Raw genomic sequence first — 19911 nt, forward strand, 5'->3', positions numbered from 1 at the left:
AAAAAGCGGCTTACAGCCTAACCATCGGCTTTGCGGATATTTTCTGAAGAGTGTTGCAGGGTTGTCCTACAAAAATAGTCGCGGCACAAACAGCCTCATGCCGCGCCAGCCACCGCACAGCGTCCGACTCGCGGCATTCGCGCACCGAAATACACCGCGCTGCTGATGCCCACGGCCCCCATCACCGCGCAGAAGATCACACAAACCCATGGGCTCCATGGCATCAGCGCGATCAACAGCAACGGTGTGACACTCGCCCAGGCGGCGTAGGCAATGTTGTAGGTGAAGGAAATCCCCGAGACGCGAATCCGCGCCGGAAACAGTCCAACCATGACCGATGGCACCGCGCCAACCACTCCGCAACCGAGACCGGCCACCGCATAGGCCAAACCGATCCACTGGCCTTCAATGATCAGGCAGGTGTAGAGCACGCCGATGCCCAAAGGCAGCAGCAGGCTATACAGCATCACCGTACGCCAGGCACCGATGCGGTCGACGAGCAGCCCGGCAAGCACGCAGCCAATATTCAGAAAAACGATGCCCAAGGCACTCAGGGCGAAGGTATGGCTGGCGGTCATGCCGAAGGTTTTCTGCATCATGGTCGGGGTGATGACCACAAACACCACCACGGCCGAGGTCAGCACGCAGGTGAGGATCATCGCCGGCAGCATCGCCAGACGGTGCTCACGCAGGACCGTACGCAGCGGCAGTTCGACAGCGGCCTCGCGCTGGGCCTGCATCGCCATGAACACCGGGGTTTCGCTGAGCCAGCGGCGCAGCCAGACACCGATCACGCCAAACACACCGCCCAACAGAAACGGGTAGCGCCAGGCGTAATCGAGGATTTGCGCCGGGGTGAACGCCTGTGCCAGAAAAGTCGCCGTCAAGGCGCCGATCAGATAACCGAAGGTCAGCCCCGCCTGCAGGAAACCGAGGGCATAACCGCGATGCCCGACCGGCGCGTGCTCAGCGACGAACACCCAGGCGCTCGGCACTTCACCACCCACCGCCGCGCCTTGCAGGACCCTCAGGGCCAACAGCAACAGGGGTGCGAAATAGCCGATCTGAGCGTAGGTCGGCATGATCCCGATCAGCAAGCACGGCAACGCCATCATCAGGATGCTCAGGCTGAACACCTTCTTGCGTCCCAGCCGGTCGGCGAAATGCGCCATCAGGATTCCGCCCAATGGACGCGCCAGATAGCCGGTGACGAAGATCCCGAAGCTTTGCAGCAGACGCAGCCACTCGGGCATTTCCGGCGGGAAGAACAGCTGGCTGAGGGTCAGCGCGAAGAATACGAAAATAATGAAGTCGTAGATTTCCAGCGCACCGCCCAAGGCTGCAAGCCCCAGGGTCTTGTAGTCCGAGCGAGTGAAGGGCGCCGGGCGCGCATTGATGTTGGCAGTCATGTAAAAGAACTCTGGCAGGCAAAAAACCAAGGCGCCCATGGTCTACGCAAATGCGCTTGTGGACAACCCGTTAGACCATAGTCCCAAACAGCGTCCCCGCAACGGACCGATTGATTTACTGTTGGCACCGACCGGATGGGCCATTGCGCCCTGAACCCCACAATAAACATAAGAACGAGGTACTCCCGTGGCCGCTGATATCGAAGATAGCCGCTCTGCGCGCTTTGCCCTGCATTGTTCAAACTTTGCCGAACGCTGGTTTCCCGACTCCTGGGTGTTCGCCGCACTGGCAGTGATCATCGTCGCCGTGGCGACCATGGCCATGGGCGCCAAACCCACCGACGCCGCCATGGCCTTCGGTGACGGTTTCTGGAGCCTGATTCCGTTCACCATGCAGATGGCATTCGTGGTGATTGGCGGTTACGTGGTCGCCAGTTCGCCACCGGCGGTGAAACTGATCGATCGCCTGGCACGGATCCCGAAAAACGGGCGCTCCGCCGTGGCTTGGGTGGCGCTGATTTCCATGGTCGCGTCGTTGCTGAACTGGGGGCTGTCACTGGTGTTCGGCGGGCTGCTGGTGCGTGCCCTGGCCCGCCGTACCGATCTGAAGATGGACTACCGCGCTGCCGGTGCCGCCGCGTATTTGGGTCTGGGCGCGGTCTGGGCCTTGGGTCTGTCGTCGTCCGCGGCGCAATTGCAGGCCAACCCGGCCAGCCTGCCGCCGTCGATTCTATCGATCACAGGCGTCATTCCCTTCACCCAAACGATCTTTCTCTGGCAGTCGGGTGTGCTGTTGCTGACCCTGATCGTGGTTTCGCTGATCGTTGCCTATGCCACGGCACCCGGCCCGGCGACAGCCCGAGACGCCAACGCCTGCGGTATCGACCCCAGTTTCAGTCTGCCGGCGCCGCCACCCCGTACCCGTCCCGGAGAATGGCTGGAATACAGCCCACTGCTGACGATTCTGCTGGCATTGCTGGCGGCCGGATGGCTGTTCCATGAGTTTGCGACCAAACCGGCGATCAGCGCGATTTCCGGTTTGAACACCTACAATTTTCTGTTCCTGATGCTGGGTGCGCTGCTGCACTGGCGCCCGCGCAGCTTCCTCGATGCGGTGGCCCGTGCGGTGCCAACCACCACCGGCGTGCTGATCCAGTTCCCGCTGTACGGCTCGATAGCCGCGCTGATGACAGTGGTCAAGGGCACCGACGGACAGTCATTGGCCCACCACATCTCAACCTTTTTCGTACAAATCGCGTCCCATGACACCTATGCCCTGCTGATGGGCGTGTACTCGGCCATCCTCGGCTTTTTCATCCCTTCCGGTGGCGGCAAATGGATCATTGAAGCGCCGTACGTCATGCAAGTGGCCAATGACCTGAACTACCACCTGGGCTGGGCCGTGCAGATCTATAACGCCGCCGAAGCCCTGCCGAACCTGATCAACCCGTTCTACATGCTGCCGCTACTGGGCGTGCTCGGGTTGAAGGCCCGGGACTTGATCGGATTTTCGTTCGTGCAATTGCTGGTGCATACGCCGCTGGTGCTGTTCCTGCTGTGGGCGCTAGGGACGACGCTTACGTATATGGCGCCGGTGATACCTTAAACAGAACCTTCAAATCACCACAAACCCGGTGTGGGAGCGGGCTTGCTCGCGAAAGCGGAATATCAGGCGACATCTGTATCGACTGGAAGACCGTCGTCGTCCGCTCCCACATTAGCGATTGAGGAGGCGCTCTGACTGGCGATCTTTTCACGCAGGCACTAGACCGCTCGACACAAGTAGTTTCAGTATGTACCCGCCCCACCTCCGAGGGCTCACGCTGAAAAGGATCTGAGCATGTTCAAACTCGCAGGATTCACCCTCGCCGCACTCACCCTGAGTGCCGCCGCCCACGCTGATGTCGATCTGAATCTGGGCAGCACCGAACGCGTCACTCGGCTGTTCGCCTACCCCAACAACTGTAATGTCATCTGCTTCCGCAACTGGACACTGGAGCAGACCGTCGAGCATTACCTGACCCAAAGCGTACAACGCGATGGCTACAAGACCGCAAAAGTGCTGGTCAAAACCGAAAACAAGCAGCTCCACGCCCATATCAGCGGTGTGCCTAAAGGCTATGGCAAGCCGCTGAGTGCATTGCTCAATGCTGGGGATTTGGCCTACAACGGCGCCAACAAGCTGAGTGCCGATGGCAAATGGACCTATAACTGGTACCTGTTCCTGCCGCTGGGCATGGCCCTGGAAAACCGCAAAAGCGTCGAACTGCTGCACTTCCCGCCGGATTATTCCCTGACCCAGGCCCAGGACTATCTGGAGTCCAAGACCACCGATCGCTGGGCCACGCTGCTGACCGCCAACGGCATTCCCGTCGACCAGACACCGGGTTACCAGACCATCATCGACATCGCGCCGATTGCCGCACCGTCCACCGCCGGCAAGGACCTGGAAGGCGTCTACAACTACTTCACGGACTACCAGACCACCATGGTCAAGGAAGTCAGCCAGAACGCCAGCGGCGCGGCATTGCCAATGGTTGCCTTCGGCGCACCGGTGCGTAACTGGATCAAGCAACAATACGGGCCGACCGTGGAGATACTGGGCCTGGCAACCATCAGCCCGAGCAAGGGCGTGACGGTTCCCGTACTGGGTTCCAACCACCCGAGTTACATCTGGTATGCCGCCGACCCCGAGGCCTATAGCGGCAGCGATGCCCAGGCCAAAGCCGACGCCGCAGGGCTGAAAGTCATGGGGCAGGATTTGAGTGCCGCGTGCTGGCAGGCCGGAATGGGCAGCAAACCGGGCACTGACCCTACCGCTCAGCTGAAAAGCTGCACTCAGACCTGGCAAGTGACCCAGAAAGAAAAAACCTGCGAACTGTTCTACACCTCGATTCGCAACCTGACGCCTGAACAGGCGGTGGCCAAGTGCGCAACGGACACGGTCAAGTCTGAGCTGAAACAGCTGCAGACCCCAGCCCTTGTGACCTCCGCTCCTGCCCCACACTTGTAAAACGATATAAGTCTTTCCCGCGTCAGCCATGGCTCACGCGGGAAAGAGCTTCTTTCGCCTGTCATATCTGACAGTAGACCGGTCGCTTCATTTGCGAGAGGCTTGGAGTGTACTCATGTGCTGCAGAGCTGACCGGATGTCAGCTGATGGAGGTCGTAGCACCCAGCTGACAAGGATCGTTATGAGAACCCACGCCGAACAAGAAAAACCCCCACCCCCCTCCAATGGCATCTATCCATTTGAAGAGTTGTCCCTTCGCCTTGGATTTCCCTCCAAAGAAGACTTTGAAATCATCTACAGCACTCAGGGATCGGCAATGGCTGTCATGGCTCTGCGCGAGTTCCCGCGCATCAGCCGAATCTGTCGGGTTTCCGGACATCTGCTGCCCTATCGCAATCGACACACCCGGCAGCTGGCGCCGGGGATCCATGTCTACGATCCGCGCTTCTGCGGTCTGCTGAGCCACTCCTGCGACCCCAACGTCTTTCTCGACATGAGTGAGCTGTGGTTATGGGCGCTCAAAGACATCAAAAAGGGTGACCGGTTGACGATGGATTTCGCCGCGACAGAAGACAAGCTGCTGCGGCAGTTCGCCTGCCGCTGCGGGTGTTCCTGCTGCCGTGGCTGGATCATCGGTTATGACGAGTCACCGAATGCCAATGGTGAACAGTTCTTTCAACGCTGGCGTCGGCGAAGTCTCGGCTGAAAGGCTTATTACAACGCCTCGACAGGACGCAAACGGTACTGTGGCGGTAACTGTTCGAAGCCGCTGATGGTGGCGTTCAGGCTTTTCCAGCGACCGTCCTTGATGCCATAAATGCAGCCATGGACCGACAGGCTCTGCCCGCGGTGCCAGGCATTTTGCACAATGCTGGTGTGACCGACGTTGGCCACCTGCTGGATCACGTTGAGCTCGCAGAGGCGGTCGACCCGCTCTTCTTCGGTGGGCAACTTGGCGAGTTCGTCGCGTTTTTCATAATAGAGATCGCGAATCGAGCGCAACCAGCCATCGATCAGGCCCAACTGACGATCCTGCATCGATGCACGTACACCGCCACAGCCATAGTGGCCGGTTACCAGGATGTGTTTGACCTTGAGTACATCCACCGCGTACTGAATCACCGACAGGCAGTTGAGGTCGGTGTGCAGCACCACGTTGGCCACGTTGCGATGCACGAACAAGTCGCCTGGCAGCATGCCGACGATCTCGTTGGCTGGCACGCGGGCATCGGAGCAACCGATCCACAGGTATTCGGGTGTTTGTTGACGGGCCAGCTTGGCGAAGAAATCAGGGTCTTCTTTGGTGATCGCGTCGGCCCAGCGCTCATTGTTATCAATCAGATCTTGTAATTCGTTCATGCAATGAAGCCTCAAGAATGATTTGCTGCTTTGACAGACAACCGTGTGTCGGGGTCACGCGCAAGATGCAGATACCCCTGACGCCCTGTCTATAACGGCTAGCCGGCACTCCATGCCCGCGGGAATTCTCGGCAGCCCAGTGGGTCAATTGTAGTAGGGCCTACAGTATGAGGAATTGCCATGACTGATTCACGACGTCCGTTCGATAAGGAGCAACCCGAGCCCGTCGACGACGATGAAGACCGCATGGGCTCGGTGCATGAGCTGGATTTCGACGAGGAAGAACCCGGCACCAGAATCGGCGACCTGACACCCGAACAAGAGCGTGCACATCAGCTGCCCGAGACACGCGTCCGTAAAACCCGCATAACGGGGGGCTCGACCAATGACAACGACGCCACCGACGATGACTTGAGCCCGGAAACCCTGATCCGTGAAGACGGCGCACGGGATTCCCATGAAGCGGGTGAAGGTGGCCAGGCGGATTGGGATCTGAGCATTGTCGATGAAGACGATATCGGCGGCGGCGACGGGCTGGATGAGGCCGAATGGGCCAAGCACGATCCGTTGGACGGCAAGCGTTGATCGTTGGCGTCAGTGAAGACGCTTCGCGGGCAAGTCGGACCACCGCACCGCTCGCTCCTGTGTGTTTGGTGGCAGGAGCGAGCGGTGCGGCGGTCCGACTTGCCCGCGAAGCTTTTAGCAACGATCAATCAACCAACGTGCAGGCCATCACCACCGCATCTTCCCGCCCGCCAACCGCCGGGTAGTAATCCCGCCGACGCCCGACTTCGTTGAATCCATACCGCTCATACAACCGAAACGCCGCCCGATTGCTGTCGCGCACTTCCAGAAAGCATTCCCGCGCCTTGGCTTCGTAAGCCCGGGACATCAGATGCTCCAGCAGCGTCAAGCCCAGGCCGCGGCCCTGGTTTTCCGGTTTGACGGTGATGTTCAGCAAATGCGCCTCATCAAGGATGATCTGCACTACGCCGTGACCGACCTGTTGCTGTCCTTCGAACATTAACCAGATCTGGTACTTGCCCAGGCCATCGAGAAAAATCCCGCGGGTCCAGGGATGGCTGTAGGCCGCATATTCGATTTTCAGTACAGCGTCCAGGTCCGCCTCAGTCATCGGGCGGAACGATACAGCGTCACTCATTCGATTCTTTCCAACGCGCCATCAGCCGACGCATGGCTTGCCAGACATCAGCCTTACGCTGTGGCTCTTCCATTAATAACTCCAGGCCCGGCAAGGCCCAGACCGAACCCAGGCCTTCGACCTGGAGTTCACGGTTGAAGGATTCGGCGCTCGCCTCACCGGCAAAACGCACCGCCGGCAGGCCAATCAGCCACAGGCAGACGCACGGAGCGTCTTCCAGACGGGCCGACAGAAAGCCTTGCACGAAATCCCGAGCCGCTTCCGGCCCTTGATCCATCGTGCCGCGAGCCAGCAGCGGCCAGCGTACCGGCTCGCCGACGATCTGCGGGCTGTCCGGCAGACCGGCGGCGCGCAGCATGTCCTTGAGCAGCAGATAGGCTGGATCGCGGGTCTGGAAAGTTTCGCCTGTGGGTAACTCCACCAGCAGCAAGCAACGACCGGCCCGCAGCAATTGCAGGGCGAAGCGCGGTGGAGGCACTGGCGCAGCCTTGGCGACGAGCGGCGCCTCTTCTTCAACCGGTTGGCTGACCATCCGCGTGCTCGACAGCGATGGCCGTGGCACCTCGATTTTCACCCGCTCGACCGGTTTGGCCGCAGGTTCCACCGGCGCATCAGCCACGGGAGCAAGCCTAACCGGGGCGACGACCAAGGGCTCGGGCATCTCCAGCAGTTCGGGCCGCGATGGCGCAGCAAAGGGCAATTCGGTGCGCGGCAGCCAGTTGACCACCTGCATGGCGGCCAAATAAGCGCGGCGACGGGACTCGATAAGCAAAGGTCGGCCACTTGTGGATAACTGAAGTGCGGTGATTCTACCGCCCTTCGCTCAAGATCGCCCGCGCTGTTGATCGATAGACTTCACCGATAGTCTTTCCACCCATGAAAAATGGCGACAGCCCATCCCGAGAGTGAATCGACATGGCTGCGATGCAGTACAATCGCGGCTTTTAATCGCCAACCAGCCGGCCATTCCGATGATCGAACCCAAGCGCGTCTTGCGCGCCCTCGCTGAACACTGGGCACTTCTGGAGCCACTGTGCGAGCACTTCGACCAAGGCACCCTGAGCCTCAACGAACTGCGTTCACAGTTGGCCGCCCAGCAACTGGACAGCACACCGCAGGACATCACCAGCCTGCTGGACGTGTGGATCCGCCTCGACATTCTGGTTCCCGTGGCGAAAAGCCCGAACCGTTTCGAACTCAACGCGCAGATTCACGACTTCCTCGCCTACCTGCGCCGTGAGCACCGTCTGGGCCTGTGCCTGGAAATCGAAGCCTATCTGCGCCACCTCGAACGCCTGGCCGGTTACATCCAGGACGCCTTCGACATTCGCGACGGCAACGACCTGGCGCGCCAGTTGCGCCTGCTCGACATGCGTGTGCGGGACGTGCTGAAGAAACTCGCCAACGACGAACAGGCCCTGGTGGCCGTCGCCGAGCGGGCCAAGACCAGCGACCGGCAGATTCCATTGCGTCAGCGTTATGCTGAAGTGCTGGCGACCTGGGACGAATACGTCGAACCGATGATCCAGCTGGTGAATGCCGACGGCGCCTTCGAACAAGGCGTGCGCAAGGTTGAGAACGTGTTGTTGCGCATGCTCACCGAACAGCAGCGCCTCGGCCATCTGGTCGATGACGACATGCTGCTGCGTACTCACGCGCGCATCCTCGAAATGCAGACCAGCGCCCAGCTGACCTTGCGTCACGCCCGCGAACTGCTGCTGCCGCTGCGCGAAGAAGCGCGCCGGCACAACGCCGTGACCCGTGGCGCAGCCCTGGCGCTGTCAGCCATTCGTCGTAAAGGCATCGATGCCGTACCGCAAGCCGCGATGCCGCTGTTCACCCGCCCGCAAAGCACCTTCCTCGGCAGCGCCAGTCAGGTCGAAGCCTACGTGTACGCCCTGGCCCGTTTCGAGCCGAAACCGGCGCGTTTCCCCAAGGCCCACAAGACCCAGAAAGGCGAAGCTCCGCGCGCGCCACGCACGGTTCGGGAAATGCTCGAACGCTGCGAAGACGCCCTGCCGATGCCGGACCTGATGAGCTGGCTGCTGGAACAGGAGCCGGACGGCGCCACCGACGAATTGCTCTACTGGTTCTCGCGCCTGTCGCGGGAAAAACGCTTCAAGCGCGAGCGTCTGGAACGCCGCGATTACCACACTCATGAGCACCAGGTCAGCCTGCGCTCCTTCGCCCTGCTCTCGGCCCGCGACACCGCCGCCGAGGATTCTGCGAGCACCCCACATGCATCTTGATCTAAACGAACTGTCCCAGCTGGCGCCGATCTTTCGCGAGCTGTTCAAGGGCTACCACGTCAGCCGGCGCGATCCGGAACTGTACGCCCAACTGTCGAACTTCCAGGACCAGTACCGCACCCTGTTCAAGGCGCTGGGCTTTGAACTGGTGTGCGACACCCGTGGTTTCTATTACTTCGTCCCAGACCTGGCCGCCGCCGCAGTGAACAAGACGGCCCAGCGTCTGGCGCTGTTCACCTTCATCCTCGTCGAACACCTGGCCGACCAGGGTCGCGACCCGATCGCCGTGCTCGACGGTGGCAGCCTCGGTCGCGATGAATTGCCATCGTTGCTGGAGAAGTACCGCGACCTGTTCATCCAGGCCGAAGTGCAGACCGTCGAAGAGCTCGAAGAAAAAATCATGCGCCGCATGACTCAGCTCGGTTTCGCCGGCGAAGAAAACGGTGTCTACCGTTTCCTGCCGCCGATGCACCGCTTCCTCGATGTTTGCCTGTCGGTCCAGCAAGACCGCGACCTGGCCGCCAGCCTGCACAGCGTGCTGCCGTTGCCGGCGCCGGTGCTGATTGACGAAGACAGCGACGAAAAACTGCTGCAGACCGACGACCCGCTCGATCTCACCGAGTTTGAAGAAGAGAGCGAAGAAGACGCCTTGGCCCGCGCCATTGCCGAAGAACAGGAGACCGACGCATGAGCAAGGAACGCTACGGCATTCGCCGCTTTGCCCTTTTGAACACCGCCGGTTACAGCCTTGGCCTGTTCCCGCTGGAAGAACCGCTGTCGGTCTACGGCGCGAACAACCTCGGCAAATCCGCCTCGATCAACGCCTTGCAGTTCCCGATCCTGGCGCGCATGTCGGATATGAGTTTCGGCAAGTACAGTCTGGAACAATCGCGACGTTTCTACTTCGCCTCGGACACCAGTTACATCCTCGTCGAAGTCTCCCTGCCCCACGGCCCGCACGTGATCGGTGTGGTCGGTCGCGGTCCGGGTGGTGGTTTCGGTCACCAATTCTTTGCCTACGCCGGCAAACTCGACCTGGCCCATTATCAGAAAGACGACACCTGCCTGCGGCAGAAAGAGCTGTTCACCAATCTTGAGCGCGAAGGCCTGAAAGCCTACGAACTCAAGCCGGATGAACTGCGCCGCTTGCTGGTGGGCGGTCACACCTCGATTCCGCTCGACCTGACGTTGATCCCGCTGCGTTCCACCAGCGAACAGAGCCTGAAGACCTTCCGCGCCCTGTTCATCAACTTGCTGCACATGCGTGAAATCACCGCGGCCAAGCTCAAGCAGCTGTTCCTCGATGCCTTCGAACACAGCCTGCGTTCCGGCAGTGTCGATTACATCGCCGCGTGCGAAGAAGCCTTCCGTGACGTACGCCGCATGGAGCAGGACTACAACTCGCTGGTGGCGGCCGGTCCCTTGGTCGAAGCCTTGGCCAACGGCGTGAAACAGCGGGATATCCTGCGCGGCAAACTGCATCGCCTGTCGCCGCTGCTCGACTCCCTGCTCGGCACCTGGTCGGATTACGCCAGTGCGCGCAAGGAAGAACTGACAATCCAGGCCGAGCACTACCGCAACGAGCAGGACGCCCTGCAAAACGATCAGCGTGGCGGCACTCAAGAGCTGATGCGCCTGGAGCGGGAAATCACCGGCATCCAGCGCTGGCTCGGCGAGTTGTCGGTGCTCAAGCATCGCTTTGCTCTGGTCGATGACGTCAAAGTCCTCGAACAGCAACTGCTCGCCGCCAAGGACGCGCACGACGAACTGGCCGGTGCCCTGGCCCAGTCGCGGCAGTTCTCGGCCGAAGACCTGGAAGAGCGTCTGCGGGATCTGGAAAAACGCCTCAAATCGGTGAAGCAACAACTCGATCACGCCGACAACAACAGCTACGCCCGTTTGCGCGAAGAATTTTCGCAGCAGGACGTCGAGCGCCTGATGCGGCTGTTCAACAGCGCGCTGTTCAGCCTGCCGTTGGGTGAACACGGCATCGCTCTGGATGAAGACGGTGAGTGGGTCAAGTCCATGGAGCTGATCCTCGATGGCTTCAAAGGCGAGCGCTTCGAAGTGCCGGGCCTGTCCATCGACCTGTCGCACATCGAGCCACCGGCCCTGCAAGCACTGGCCGACCGTGCCGCATTGCGCGATCAGAAAGAGCGTCTGGACAAAGAACTCAAGCAACTGAAAACCCAGCAAGCCGTAGCAGCCGACCGCGCGGCCAGCAAGACCCAGACCGAAGCGCTGTACCAGCAAGTGCTGGATGCGCAGAAAGCCCTGGAAGACTTCCGCCGCGCGCAGACCCTGAGCGCCGAAGAAGGTGACAAGCTTGAGCAATTGGCGCAGATGGAAGCCGCTCAAGACGAATTGAAACGTTCCAGCGATGCCTTCACTGAACGCGTCCAGCAACTGTCGGCCAAGCTGCAACTGGTTGGCCGGCAGATCGGCGACATGGAAGCCAAGCAACGCACCCTCGACGATGCCCTGCGCCGCCGTCAGCTGTTGCCGGCCGACCTGCCGTTCGGCACGCCGTTCATGGACCCGGTCGACGACTCCATGGACAACCTGCTGCCGCTGCTCAATGACTATCAGGACAGCTGGCAAGGTCTGCTGCGCGCCGATGGCCAGATCGACGCGCTCTACGCTCAGGTCCGCCTGAAAGGCGTGGCCAAGTTCGACAGCGAAGACGACATGGAGCGTCGCCTGCAACTGCTGATCAACGCGTACGCACACCGCACCGATGAAGCCCTGACCCTCGGCAAGGCACGCCGTGCAGCAGTCACCGATATCGCCCGGACCCTGCGCAACATCCGCAGCGACTACGACAGCCTCGAGCATCAACTGGCGCTGTTCAACCGCGAGATCAACAAACGTCAGGTCTCCAACCTGCAGAGCTTCCGCATCGTCTTGGCGCCGAACAAGGAAGCGCTCAAGCACATCGACCAGATCATCCACAGCGCCGGCCAATACGAAGAAGGCGAAACCCTCTCCGTCTTCGATCTGAGCCAAAGTGCCGATCAGGACAACAAAAACGAGGAGGCCAAGGAATACCTGGCGCGACTGGTGGCGGCCAACCACAACCAGCTTGGTCTCAAGGACTTGTTCGAGCTGGCGTTCGAGATCACCAAGGTCAACGGCCAACCGGTGATCCACACCGACATCGACGGCGCGGCGTCCAACGGCACCACCATGACCATCAAGGCGCTGACCAACATGTACTTGTTGCTGCACTTGATGGACCGCGACCAGGCCGGTCGCGTGCGCCTGCCGTATTACCTCGATGAGGCGGCGGACATCGACGAAAAGAACCAGGCTGCACTGCTGGAAACCAGCCTGCAACTGGGCTTCGTGCCGATCCTGGCGAGTGTGAAGCCGCAAGTCTGCGCCAGTGTCGCCATCGACCTGGAGGGCGGCAGCGGGCCGAACGGCATCTACATCGACGAGGCGGACTGGAAGTACATCCGCCGCCACGATGAAGTGAAGGCAACCGTCAACGTGCAGGCGGACGAGCCGGAGCTGGATGCGGTCTGATGTTTTAATCGACCAATAAAAAGGCCGCGATCCAATGGATCGCGGCCTTTTTATTTATGGGTGCATTCTTGAAACCTTCGGTGAGTACCATGGCCCCTTCGCGGGTAAGCCTGCTCTCTCCCTCAGTCTAATTTCTGCGCAAGACACAAGCGGGCTTGCCCGCGAAGACGGCATCACTGGCACCCATAATCTACTTGCCGAGGGAAATTTTCGGCGCCCATGTCAGCCATTCATCTTCGAACTTGTCGAACAGCGGGAACGTTTGTTCGGGTCGCGCCGGGGCGCCCATACGGTCGCCATCCGGTGTGGCGAAGGCGATGCCGCCCTGGATCAGCGTTTCCAGCGATTCGGTGCGTATGGTCGCGCCTTTGAACAAGCCGTAATCAAAACCAAAACCACTGGTATTCCAGAAGCGCGTGCCGCTGCGCACCAGTGGCGCGTACTTCGGCTCGATCAGGATGTGCACCAACACTCGATCGGCCGTCTGGCCCAGCTCATAGCCGGTCACCTTGCCTACGGTGATTTCACGATAAGTGACGGGCACACCAGTCTTCAGCGACCCCCTACGGGCAGCGCTCAATACCAGGCTCAAACCAGCCTCTTCCTTGGCGGTTTCCGGTGGGTTGGTCAGGGCTACGAAGTTCTTTTGCGGGCCGAGGTTCTTCGGTGCCGGTTGCACTTCGATGTACTGCCCCGTTACCAGCGTTTCGAGATTGGATGTCTTGATCAGCCCCAATTCAGGCTTGACCACCCAGAACTGACTGCCCACCCGAGCAATACGCTCCGGCACCTCGGTGATCCGCGCGGTCAACAGTACCGATTGCAAGTCGTCACTGAGGTCAACGTCTTCGATCTTGCCAACGTCCAGGCCTTTGTAACGAACCGGTGTGCCGGCGCGCAGGCCATCGGCGCGATCGACCTTGATCGTCACCACCGCACCTTTTTGCGTTGCCTCATCATGGTTCGCATACAGGCGGAAACGTGGAATACGCTTTTGCAACGGCGCTTTGGCTTCCGGGGTTTCGAAGGCAATGCCACCAGCCATCAGGCTTTGCAACGACTCACTTTTGACCTGGATGCCGCCGGTCAGCCCACCCGTCAGCGTAATGCCGCTGGCATTCCAGAAACGCGTCGAGGCGTTGACCAGCCCCTCGTATTCCTTCTCGATGTGCACACCGATCACCAACTGCTTTTTGGTGCGGGAGAACTGGTAGCTCTGCACCGAACCGACCTTGACCTGCTTGTAGAGAATCGGACTGCCGACCTCCAGTGATCCGAGGTTCTCGGTGAACAGCACCAGGTGCAAACCCGGCGAACGCAAATCCAGCGGTGGCGCCTTTGCCCGTGCTTCGAACTCGCGTTGCGGGGCACCGCCCTTGTCGCCAGGCCGCACAGCGATGTAGTTACCTTTGACCAACGCTTCCAGACCGGTGATACCGGCGAGGGAAATCGACGGTTTGACCACCCAGAACTGGGTGCCGGTGACCAGGTATTCCTCGGCCAGCGGATCAAGCGTCAACTCGGCGGTCGCACTGGACAGGTCCGGATCAATCTTGAGCGTTTTCAGATTGCCGACCTGGATACCTTTGTACATCACCGGCGTACGACCGGCCTGCAGGCCTTCAAAATCGCTGAGTTTTACCTTGACCCGAATACCGGCGGCGGCTGCATCGAAGTCTTCATAGAGACGGAACGGCAGGCTTGGATCGGTGGGAGGGCTGTCCTTGCGGTTTTCCGGTGTGGCAAACGCAATACCGCCGGCGACGATGCTGGCGAGGGATTCGCTACGCACTTTCACACCGGAGAGGTTAGCGTCGATACTGATGCCGCTGGCATTCCAGAACCGCGTGTGTTTGCGCACCAGGCTGGCGTAGGTCGGCTCGATGAAGACTTTGAGTTCGACAGTGCTCTGGTCGGCAGAGAGCTCGTAGCTTTTGATCTGGCCGACCTGGATCTGCTTATAGAACACCGGGCTGCCGCGATTCAGCGAGCCAAGGCGATCAGCCTTGATGGTCAGGTGCAGACCGGGCTTGGCGTCTGACAGTGGAGGCTCTTGGGCCAAGGCCTTGAACTTGCGGGTCGGCTCGCCTTCACCTGGGCTGACGGCCACATAGTTACCCGAGACCAGCGTCTCCAGGCCCGTGATGCCGGCCAGGGTCACGCTCGGTTTAACCAGCCAGAAGCGCGTACTGGTTCTGAGATATTGCTCCACATCCTTGTTCATCTCGATGGTGGCGATCACGCCTTTAGAGCTGCCTTCGTCATCGAGCTTGAGGGCTTTGACCTTGCCAACCGACATGCCTTTGTAGACGACCTCGGTCTTGTTGGCCTGAATGCCTTCGCCGCTTTCAAAGCGCACCTGAATCTCGATGCCCGTTTCGCTGTAGGCACGCCAGCCGAGCCAGGCGCCGATGATCAAGGCGATCAGGGGCAACACCCAGATGGCAGACCAGTTCGAGGCCGGTCGGGTTTTCGCTTTAGGCAAATCAGTCATGGTCGTCGTCCGACTCCGTGTTATCCCAAATCAGTCGGGGATCGAAAGTTACTGCGGCAAGCATCGTCAAAATCACCACACTGGCGAAGGCGATGGCGCCAAGATTGGCTTCGACACTGGCAAGCCGTCCGAAATTCACAACCGCTACCAGGATGGCGATCACAAAAATATCGAGCATTGACCAGCGGCCGATGAACTCGATAAAGCGGTACATGAAAATGCGCTGGCGTGCCGAGAGTGGCTGGCGGCGCTGCACCGAAAACAGCAGCAACGCGATGCCTACCAGTTTGAACGTGGGTACCAGAATACTGGCGATGAAAACCACGGCTGCGATTGGAATCATCCCGTGCTGAACCAGTTGGATTACACCGGACATGATGGTGCTCGGATCGCCCTGACCCAGAGAACTGACAGTCATGATCGGCAGCACGTTGGCCGGGATATAAAGAATCCCAGCAGTGACCAGCAGCGCCCAGGTACGCATCAAGCTGTTCGGACGGCGGGCATGAACCAATGCCCCACAGCGGGTGCAGACCTGCTCGTCGGTGTCGGGTTCCTGCTTGTTCAACTCATGGCATTCGGCACAAATCAGAATGCCCGCATCAATCGCCCGCATGGGCATCTTCTCCTGATAAAGCCTGCCAGATCTGATGCGGTGACATCACCACTTCCAGCCAGATCTGGACCAACAACAAACTGATAAAACACGCCAGCCCAAAACCTACGGTGATCGCCGCCATATCGGCCAATTTGACGATCGCGACCAGTACGCCCATGAGGTAAACCTCGAGCATTCCCCAGTCCCGTAGATGGTGATAAATGCGGTAGAGCAACAAGCCGTAGCTGCGTCCTATATTGAAACGAATACTCAGCAGCACAACCAATTGGCAAAGCAGCTTCAGTAGCGGAATTCCCATGCTGCAGAGAAATACCACTGCTGCCACGCCACGCATACCGGTATCGAACAGACCGACAACACCGCTCCAGACAGTGTCATGCGACGACTGTCCGAGTAGGTGGAGCTGCATGATGGGTAAAAAGTTCGCCGGGATAAACAACAACAGTGCGCAAATGACGAGGGCGAGACTGCGCTGCACGACATTGTGCCGATGGGCATACAGCTCATAGCCGCAGCGTGGACAGATGGCCTTCTCTCCATGGGCGAGTTCAGGCTTGCGCATCAGCAAGTCGCACTCATGACACGCTACCAAGTCGTCCAGCGGTAAATCTGACAGCCCGGGGGCGTCAACCGGATCCGGCATAAAGGCTCTGGCTCCAAAAAGGTTGGACCTATTCTAGTGTCCTGACTCGAAAATAACTGTGCAATTTTGTGTTGCCAGAGAAGAAGACTTTTCCTGCGGGCAAAACAAAACCCCTACCTGCATACGCAGATAGGGGTTTCGGAATTTAATCTTGACGATGACCTACTCTCACATGGGGAAACCCCACACTACCATCGGCGATGCATCGTTTCACTGCTGAGTTCGGGATGGGATCAGGTGGTTCCAATGCTCTATGGTCGTCAAGAAATTCGGGTACCGAACCGTCTTTCGACGCTTCAGCAAATTGGGTATGCGATAGTTTGTGTGTTGCTCTCGAACTTTCGGTTCATTGCGTCTTCACACACCGCAATCTGGCTCTTTAAGCGCAAATTGCTTGGGTGTTATATGGTCAAGCCTCACGGGCAATTAGTATTGGTTAGCTCAACGCCTCACAGCGCTTACACACCCAACCTATCAACGTCGTAGTCTTCGACGGCCCTTCAGGGGACTCAAGGTCCCAGTGAGATCTCATCTTGAGGCTAGTTTCCCGCTTAGATGCTTTCAGCGGTTATCTATTCCGAACATAGCTACCCGGCAATGCCACTGGCGTGACAACCGGAACACCAGAGGTTCGTCCACTCCGGTCCTCTCGTACTAGGAGCAGCCCCTCTCAAATCTCAAACGTCCACGGCAGATAGGGACCGAACTGTCTCACGACGTTCTAAACCCAGCTCGCGTACCACTTTAAATGGCGAACAGCCATACCCTTGGGACCGGCTTCAGCCCCAGGATGTGATGAGCCGACATCGAGGTGCCAAACACCGCCGTCGATATGAACTCTTGGGCGGTATCAGCCTGTTATCCCCGGAGTACCTTTTATCCGTTGAGCGATGGCCCTTCCATACAGAACCACCGGATCACTAAGACCTACTTTCGTACCTGCTCGACGTGTCTGTCTCGCAGTCAAGCGCGCTTTTGCCTTTATACTCTACGACCGATTTCCGACCGGTCTGAGCGCACCTTCGTACTCCTCCGTTACTCTTTAGGAGGAGACCGCCCCAGTCAAACTACCCACCATACACTGTCCTCGATCCGGATAACGGACCTGAGTTAGAACCTCAAAGTTGCCAGGGTGGTATTTCAAGGATGGCTCCACGCGAACTGGCGTCCACGCTTCAAAGCCTCCCACCTATCCTACACAAGCAAATTCAAAGTCCAGTGCAAAGCTATAGTAAAGGTTCACGGGGTCTTTCCGTCTAGCCGCGGATACACTGCATCTTCACAGCGATTTCAATTTCACTGAGTCTCGGGTGGAGACAGCGCCGCCATCGTTACGCCATTCGTGCAGGTCGGAACTTACCCGACAAGGAATTTCGCTACCTTAGGACCGTTATAGTTACGGCCGCCGTTTACCGGGGCTTCGATCAAGAGCTTCGCGTTAGCTAACCCCATCAATTAACCTTCCGGCACCGGGCAGGCGTCACACCCTATACGTCCACTTTCGTGTTTGCAGAGTGCTGTGTTTTTAATAAACAGTCGCAGCGGCCTGGTATCTTCGACCGGCGTGGGCTTACGCAGTAAATGCTTCACCCTCACCGGCGCACCTTCTCCCGAAGTTACGGTGCCATTTTGCCTAGTTCCTTCACCCGAGTTCTCTCAAGCGCCTTGGTATTCTCTACCCAACCACCTGTGTCGGTTTGGGGTACGGTTCCTGGTTACCTGAAGCTTAGAAGCTTTTCTTGGAAGCATGGCATCAACCACTTCGTGTTCTAAAAGAACACTCGTCATCAGCTCTCGGCCTTAGAATCCCGGATTTACCTAAGATTCCAGCCTACCACCTTAAACTTGGACAACCAACGCCAAGCTGGCCTAGCCTTCTCCGTCCCTCCATCGCAATAACCAGAAGTACAGGAATATTAACCTGTTTTCCATCGACTACGCTTTTCAGCCTCGCCTTAGGGACCGACTAACCCTGCGTCGATTAACGTTGCGCAGGAAACCTTGGTCTTTCGGCGTGGGTGTTTTTCACACCCATTGTCGTTACTCATGTCAGCATTCGCACTTCTGATACCTCCAGCAAGCTTCTCAACTCACCTTCACAGGCTTACAGAACGCTCCTCTACCGCATCACCTAAGTGATACCCGTAGCTTCGGTGTATGGTTTGAGCCCCGTTACATCTTCCGCGCAGGCCGACTCGACTAGTGAGCTATTACGCTTTCTTTAAAGGGTGGCTGCTTCTAAGCCAACCTCCTAGCTGTCTAAGCCTTCCCACATCGTTTCCCACTTAACCATAACTTTGGGACCTTAGCTGACGGTCTGGGTTGTTTCCCTTTTCACGACGGACGTTAGCACCCGCCGTGTGTCTCCCATGCTCGGCACTTGTAGGTATTCGGAGTTTGCATCGGTTTGGTAAGTCGGGATGACCCCCTAGCCGAAACAGTGCTCTACCCCCTACAGTGATACATGAGGCGCTACCTAAATAGCTTTCGAGGAGAACCAGCTATCTCCGAGCTTGATTAGCCTTTCACTCCGATCCACAGGTCATCCGCTAACTTTTCAACGGTAGTCGGTTCGGTCCTCCAGTCAGTGTTACCTAACCTTCAACCTGCCCATGGATAGATCGCCCGGTTTCGGGTCTATTCCCAGCGACTAGACGCCCTATTAAGACTCGCTTTCGCTACGCCTCCCCTATTCGGTTAAGCTCGCCACTGAAAATAAGTCGCTGACCCATTATACAAAAGGTACGCAGTCACCCAACAAAGTGGGCTCCCACTGCTTGTACGCATACGGTTTCAGGATCTATTTCACTCCCCTCTCCGGGGTTCTTTTCGCCTTTCCCTCACGGTACTAGTTCACTATCGGTCAGTCAGTAGTATTTAGCCTTGGAGGATGGTCCCCCCATATTCAGACAAAGTTTCTCGTGCTCCGTCCTACTCGATTTCATGACTAAGAGATTTTCGCGTACAGGGCTATCACCCACTATGGCCGCACTTTCCAGAGCGTTCCGCTAATCTCAAAGCCACTTAAGGGCTAGTCCCCGTTCGCTCGCCACTACTAAGGGAATCTCGGTTGATTTCTTTTCCTCAGGGTACTTAGATGTTTCAGTTCCCCTGGTTCGCCTCTTAAGCCTATGTATTCAGCTTAAGATAACCATCTTATGATGGCTGGGTTCCCCCATTCAGACATCTCCGGATCAAAGTCTGTTTGCCGACTCCCCGAAGCTTTTCGCAGGCTACCACGTCTTTCATCGCCTCTGACTGCCAAGGCATCCACCGTATGCGCTTCTTCACTTGACCATATAACCCCAAGCAATCTGGTTATACTGTGAAGACGACATTCGCCGAAAATTCGCGATTAAACTCACAAATTTTACCTTAGCCTGATCCGTTACCAGTGAAAGTAACGTTCAGTCTATCTTTCTATCACATACCCAA

At 58.3% G+C, this 19911-nt stretch carries 14 protein-coding genes and 2 rRNA genes; 7 read left to right on the forward strand and 9 right to left on the reverse strand.

Annotated elements, in window-relative coordinates; translation table 11 throughout:
• Window positions 1–95 precede the first annotated feature (95 nt).
• Window positions 96–1409 carry an MFS transporter gene (locus PSH64_RS25470; protein WP_105348071.1) on the reverse strand — a complete coding sequence of 438 codons (1314 nt, stop codon included), beginning with the start codon at window positions 1407–1409 and terminating at the stop codon, window positions 96–98.
• A 187-nt stretch (window positions 1410–1596) separates the two neighbouring features.
• Between PSH64_RS25470 and PSH64_RS25475 the strand changes: the two genes are divergently transcribed.
• The 3 genes from PSH64_RS25475 to PSH64_RS25485 all read left to right on the forward strand — a co-directional run bounded on the left by PSH64_RS25475 (window position 1597) and on the right by PSH64_RS25485 (window position 5128).
• Window positions 1597–3015 (forward strand): short-chain fatty acid transporter, encoded by a 1419-nt coding sequence (locus tag PSH64_RS25475; protein WP_105348040.1) that lies wholly within the window; start codon window positions 1597–1599, stop codon window positions 3013–3015.
• A gap of 234 nt (window positions 3016–3249) precedes the next feature.
• Window positions 3250–4422 (forward strand): hypothetical protein, encoded by a 1173-nt coding sequence (locus PSH64_RS25480; protein WP_105348042.1) that lies wholly within the window; start codon window positions 3250–3252, stop codon window positions 4420–4422.
• A 181-nt stretch (window positions 4423–4603) separates the two neighbouring features.
• Window positions 4604–5128: an SET domain-containing protein gene (locus PSH64_RS25485; RefSeq protein ID WP_305479082.1), complete on the forward strand. Its 525-nt coding sequence runs from the start codon at window positions 4604–4606 to the stop codon at window positions 5126–5128.
• A gap of 8 nt (window positions 5129–5136) precedes the next feature.
• Here PSH64_RS25485 and can read toward each other — a convergent pair whose 3' ends face one another.
• Entirely contained in the window at window positions 5137–5781 is a 645-nt protein-coding gene (can, locus tag PSH64_RS25490) for a carbonate dehydratase (protein ID WP_105348047.1), read from the reverse strand.
• A 180-nt stretch (window positions 5782–5961) separates the two neighbouring features.
• Between can and PSH64_RS25495 the strand changes: the two genes are divergently transcribed.
• Window positions 5962–6366 (forward strand): serine kinase/phosphatase, encoded by a 405-nt coding sequence (locus PSH64_RS25495; protein WP_305479084.1) that lies wholly within the window; start codon window positions 5962–5964, stop codon window positions 6364–6366.
• 124 nt (window positions 6367–6490) lie between these two features.
• Here PSH64_RS25495 and rimI read toward each other — a convergent pair whose 3' ends face one another.
• Together rimI and PSH64_RS25505 are read right to left on the reverse strand one after the other, a co-directional pair.
• Window positions 6491–6943 (reverse strand): ribosomal protein S18-alanine N-acetyltransferase, encoded by a 453-nt coding sequence (rimI, locus tag PSH64_RS25500; protein ID WP_105348052.1) that lies wholly within the window; start codon window positions 6941–6943, stop codon window positions 6491–6493.
• On the reverse strand, window positions 6936–7676 hold the full coding sequence (locus PSH64_RS25505) for an energy transducer TonB (RefSeq protein ID WP_305481209.1): 741 nt from the start codon (window positions 7674–7676) through the stop codon (window positions 6936–6938). The genes rimI and PSH64_RS25505 overlap by 8 nt, the downstream gene beginning before the upstream one ends.
• Before the next feature lie 238 nt (window positions 7677–7914).
• On the opposite strand from PSH64_RS25505, the gene mksB reads away from it, so the two are divergent.
• From mksB to mksF, 3 genes are read left to right on the forward strand one after another with little or no spacing between them, the layout of a single operon-like run.
• On the forward strand, window positions 7915–9192 hold the full coding sequence (gene mksB, locus PSH64_RS25510) for an Mks condensin complex protein MksB (RefSeq protein WP_026286675.1): 1278 nt from the start codon (window positions 7915–7917) through the stop codon (window positions 9190–9192).
• The gene (gene mksE / locus PSH64_RS25515; protein ID WP_018929534.1) at window positions 9182–9883 is read left to right on the forward strand and encodes an Mks condensin complex protein MksE; all 702 of its coding nucleotides are present in this window, start codon (window positions 9182–9184) and stop codon (window positions 9881–9883) included. The genes mksB and mksE overlap by 11 nt, the downstream gene beginning before the upstream one ends.
• On the forward strand, window positions 9880–12720 hold the full coding sequence (gene mksF, locus PSH64_RS25520) for an Mks condensin complex protein MksF (protein ID WP_305479087.1): 2841 nt from the start codon (window positions 9880–9882) through the stop codon (window positions 12718–12720). Before mksE ends, mksF begins: the two co-directional genes overlap by 4 nt.
• Before the next feature lie 190 nt (window positions 12721–12910).
• Here the strand turns inward: mksF and PSH64_RS25525 are convergent, their stop codons facing one another.
• The 5 genes from PSH64_RS25525 to PSH64_RS25545 all read right to left on the reverse strand — a co-directional run bounded on the left by PSH64_RS25525 (window position 12911) and on the right by PSH64_RS25545 (window position 19773).
• A complete protein-coding gene (locus PSH64_RS25525) occupies window positions 12911–15214 on the reverse strand; it encodes a PqiB family protein (protein ID WP_105348058.1) in 2304 nt (767 codons plus the stop codon).
• The gene (locus PSH64_RS25530; RefSeq protein WP_105348059.1) at window positions 15207–15830 is read right to left on the reverse strand and encodes a paraquat-inducible protein A; all 624 of its coding nucleotides are present in this window, start codon (window positions 15828–15830) and stop codon (window positions 15207–15209) included. Before PSH64_RS25530 ends, PSH64_RS25525 begins: the two co-directional genes overlap by 8 nt.
• Window positions 15817–16476, reverse strand: a complete 660-nt coding sequence (locus PSH64_RS25535) for a paraquat-inducible protein A (protein WP_305479091.1) — start codon at window positions 16474–16476, stop codon at window positions 15817–15819. The genes PSH64_RS25530 and PSH64_RS25535 overlap by 14 nt, the downstream gene beginning before the upstream one ends.
• A 149-nt stretch (window positions 16477–16625) precedes the next feature.
• Window positions 16626–16741, reverse strand: a 5S ribosomal RNA gene (rrf, locus tag PSH64_RS25540).
• A gap of 140 nt (window positions 16742–16881) precedes the next feature.
• Window positions 16882–19773, reverse strand: a 23S ribosomal RNA gene (locus tag PSH64_RS25545).
• Window positions 19774–19911: the final 138 nt, after the last annotated feature.

This window comes from Pseudomonas sp. FP1742 (assembly GCF_030687145.1).
GTDB lineage: Bacteria > Pseudomonadota > Gammaproteobacteria > Pseudomonadales > Pseudomonadaceae > Aquipseudomonas > Aquipseudomonas frederiksbergensis_D.

Coding starts and splice junctions, on each gene's coding strand:
- PSH64_RS25470 (WP_105348071.1), bottom strand. CDS start 1,409: ATGACTGCCAACATCAATGCGCGCCCGGCGCCCTTCACTCGCTCGGAC.
- PSH64_RS25480 (WP_105348042.1), top strand. CDS start 3,250: ATGTTCAAACTCGCAGGATTCACCCTCGCCGCACTCACCCTGAGTGCC.
- PSH64_RS25485 (WP_305479082.1), top strand. CDS start 4,604: ATGAGAACCCACGCCGAACAAGAAAAACCCCCACCCCCCTCCAATGGC.
- can (WP_105348047.1), bottom strand. CDS start 5,781: ATGAACGAATTACAAGATCTGATTGATAACAATGAGCGCTGGGCCGAC.
- PSH64_RS25495 (WP_305479084.1), top strand. CDS start 5,962: ATGACTGATTCACGACGTCCGTTCGATAAGGAGCAACCCGAGCCCGTC.
- rimI (WP_105348052.1), bottom strand. CDS start 6,943: ATGAGTGACGCTGTATCGTTCCGCCCGATGACTGAGGCGGACCTGGAC.
- PSH64_RS25505 (WP_305481209.1), bottom strand. CDS start 7,676: ATGCAGGTGGTCAACTGGCTGCCGCGCACCGAATTGCCCTTTGCTGCG.
- mksB (WP_026286675.1), top strand. CDS start 7,915: ATGATCGAACCCAAGCGCGTCTTGCGCGCCCTCGCTGAACACTGGGCA.
- mksE (WP_018929534.1), top strand. CDS start 9,182: ATGCATCTTGATCTAAACGAACTGTCCCAGCTGGCGCCGATCTTTCGC.
- mksF (WP_305479087.1), top strand. CDS start 9,880: ATGAGCAAGGAACGCTACGGCATTCGCCGCTTTGCCCTTTTGAACACC.
- PSH64_RS25525 (WP_105348058.1), bottom strand. CDS start 15,214: ATGACTGATTTGCCTAAAGCGAAAACCCGACCGGCCTCGAACTGGTCT.
- PSH64_RS25530 (WP_105348059.1), bottom strand. CDS start 15,830: ATGCGGGCGATTGATGCGGGCATTCTGATTTGTGCCGAATGCCATGAG.
- PSH64_RS25535 (WP_305479091.1), bottom strand. CDS start 16,476: ATGCCGGATCCGGTTGACGCCCCCGGGCTGTCAGATTTACCGCTGGAC.